This is a genomic window from Paenisporosarcina sp. TG20 (genome assembly GCF_000286315.1).
In the GTDB taxonomy this organism is placed as follows: domain Bacteria; phylum Bacillota; class Bacilli; order Bacillales_A; family Planococcaceae; genus Paenisporosarcina.
This window is the reverse complement of record NZ_ALJG01000088.1, coordinates 1-2,266: the sequence shown is the minus strand read 5'-3', so window position 1 is coordinate 2,266 and position 2,266 is coordinate 1. Positions and strand designations below refer to the sequence as shown.

Annotated in this window: 1 protein-coding gene; it reads left to right on the top strand. The window is 40.5% G+C overall.

The window, feature by feature from the left end; genetic code table 11:
• The first annotated feature begins 370 nt into the window (after positions 1-370).
• The gene (locus B371_RS0100630; RefSeq protein WP_019412418.1) at positions 371-1,861 is read left to right on the top strand and encodes a carboxylesterase/lipase family protein; all 1,491 of its coding nucleotides are present in this window, start codon (positions 371-373) and stop codon (positions 1,859-1,861) included.
• The last annotated feature ends 405 nt before the right edge of the window (positions 1,862-2,266 follow it).

Genomic DNA, 2,266 nt, shown 5'->3' with positions numbered 1-2,266 from the left:
GTTCCATTGTGCTCCTGCGGTTACTCGTCGCGAAGATACTGGCTTTTGGCCAGCATCTTTCCTGCGGGGCTTTTAGCTCGTACTGTTCCACTGGAGTCGCCACCTTGCGCTACAATCAAACGATACCTGTCTAAAATTAACGGATAACAATTAAGTGTTCATGTTTATTATCGAAGTGAGGAGTTATGAAATTTACTCAATTAGTAGAAATATGGCAAACGGGAATAATCAATATAAGCAGGAATAAATTTTAGTTAACCATAGTTACTAGTCATTTTAAAGGAAATAGATAACAGTATGTGGAAAAGTATATAGACATCTAATGAATATCTGCTCATCATGAAAACAGATTAGAAAAGGGGAAATAAATATGTCTGCTTTGATTGTTGAAACCGCTTACGGGAAAGTAATGGGAGAACAGAATGGGGAAATATGTGTATGGAAAGGGATTCCGTATGCAAAGCCACCGGTTGGTTCGCTTCGTTTTCGAGCACCCAAGACACCGTTTGCTTGGGGGGATGTACGAGATGCAACCAAGTTTAGTCCAGTTGCTCTACAAACACCAAGTGAAGTTATGAAATTTTTAGGAAGTGAATTGGAAGAAACGAATGAGGATTGTTTGTATTTGAATATCTGGACACCTGGTGCGGACAATAAGCTCCGACCAGTTATGGTCTGGGTTCACGGTGGTGCTTTCGCGGCTGGGTCAGGTTCCAGTTCTATGTATGATGGGACTTCTTTTGCAAGTGAAGGGGATGTTGTCGTAGTAACGTTTAATTACCGACTAGGAGTCTTTGGATTTCTACACGTGGGTGATGCTGGTGGAGATGAGTTTGTAGGTTCTGGAAACTGTGGCATCTTGGATCAGGTTGCAACTCTGCAATGGGTCAAAGACAACATTGCAAATTTTGGTGGAGATCCTAACCGTGTTACTGTATTCGGAGAATCAGCGGGTGCGATGAGCATCGGCGTACTACTGGCATCTCCATCAGCAAAAGGTCTTTTCCATCAAGCGATTTTGCAAAGTGGTGCAGCAGCAAATGTCCACAGTACTAGCAAAGCTGAAAAAGTTACAAACCGGTTTTTAGAACTTCTAGATATAGAACCAGGAAACCTGAACAAGTTAAAAGAAATCCCTGCTGAACAACTTATTAAAAAAGCAGCATCTTTGCCTTATATGAGTCTAGTACCAGTTATTGATGGTGTTACTTTACTGCAGCATCCCGAACAGGTATTGGCAGAAGGAGGAGCTAATGACATCTCAATCTTAATTGGAACGAATAAAGACGAGTATCGACTCTTTTCGTATTTTGATCCACGTTGGGAAAAAGGGGATGAAAAAGAAATCACCTCTATATTTGAACAAACATTTGGATCAAGCTGGGAAGGAATTTCACAAAAATTCCCCAAAGGCGAGAAATTAACTCAAACTATGTATGATGAATTACTGACCATGAAGGTATTTAGATTACCTGCAATCAGATTGGCGGAACATCAAGTCAAACAAAAAGCACCTGTCTGGATGTATCGATTTGATTGGGAAAGTACGGTTTTTGAAGGCAAACTAAAATCATGTCATGCTTTGGAAATTCCATTTTTTTGGAATACTAATGAAAAACCAGGAATGGAAAAGTTTACAGGTGAGGATACTTCAGAGAAAAGGAATTTAGCCCGCAACATGCACCAGGCTTGGATTAACTTTGCCCACAATGGAAATCCAAATACACCTGATCTTCCGGAATGGCCAGCATATGATTTGGAAAATCGTTCTGTCTTGTTGTTTAACAATGAAAACAGCTTAGCACATGATCCAAACAGTGAAGAGCGAAGAAGTTGGGATAAAGCTGAAATCCATGCGTAGAAGTAGCTTAGTAACATAATCAATTAGAAATCCAGCAGCTAAATCAGTTGCTGGATTTTTTTCATAACAAACCACCATGGCTTACGGACCGCCCGCGACATGAAAGTGCATTGTAACGGAAATCAAGAGATGTATAGAAGGTTATATTAATCTTGAGGTTATGGTGTAGTAAGTTTGCAGTCCAAAGCGATCCGGAAACCGAAGTAGATACAGTTGAAAAACACTTTCTACTAAAACTCAAATCATCATAATTTCTTAAAAGGACCGGACATACTTTGGAGGGCACTGAAAAAGTCCTCAAAAAGATTTCATAGCGAGTAAGTGAATGACATATTGTTCACTTACTCGCTTTTTATATGGAACCCGTTGATCTACGTTCCAGGCGGACGCGTTCCGCCGGCATGG